This window comes from Shewanella sp. ECSMB14102 (assembly GCF_000813075.1).
Taxonomy (GTDB): Bacteria; Pseudomonadota; Gammaproteobacteria; order Enterobacterales; family Shewanellaceae; genus Shewanella; species Shewanella indica.
The window spans coordinates 1-469 of record NZ_JWGX01000143.1 but is presented as its reverse complement, the minus strand read 5'-3'; the positions used below and the strand labels follow the sequence as shown (position 1 = coordinate 469).

Here is a 469-nt window from a genome sequence, read left to right as displayed (position 1 = left end):
GCATCGGCCACCACGGTGGCGTAACGATGGCCTTTGAACAGGGCAAACTCGTCCATGACCAGGCGTTTGACACGACTCCAATCAGGCTCTGTGACCTCCCTTGCCAGCCGACGTTTGTCGATAGTCTTGATGGTATGCCAGTGCAGGCCAAGGAGTTGCGAAATATGTTTAATCGGCAAGAGCTTGAGTAGCGCCTCGACATGCTCAATGAGCCGTGTGGTCTGGCGAGCATAGGGCTTTAACCAGCTGATATGTTCCCGAACGATACCGCAATCGGGGCAAAGAATACGGCGGACGGGTAGCCGTAACTGAACCTGAAACGCCAGTATGGTTCGTTCCGATACGCTGCGAAGTGAAGCGTCGTGAACGGCCTTAGCCGGTTTGCCGCAAGCACAGTAGCCGTTATCAATCGGCTTTAGGTGGATGATGAGGGTTTGTTGATTTTGCTCGGTATGGACGGCTTCAAAGC

General features: G+C 53.9%; 1 protein-coding gene. It reads right to left on the bottom strand.

The annotated features are described in order from the left end of the window. The coding region (locus RC73_RS19710) for a helix-turn-helix domain-containing protein (protein ID WP_039036220.1) at positions 1 to 469 on the bottom strand (469 nt) is incomplete at both ends.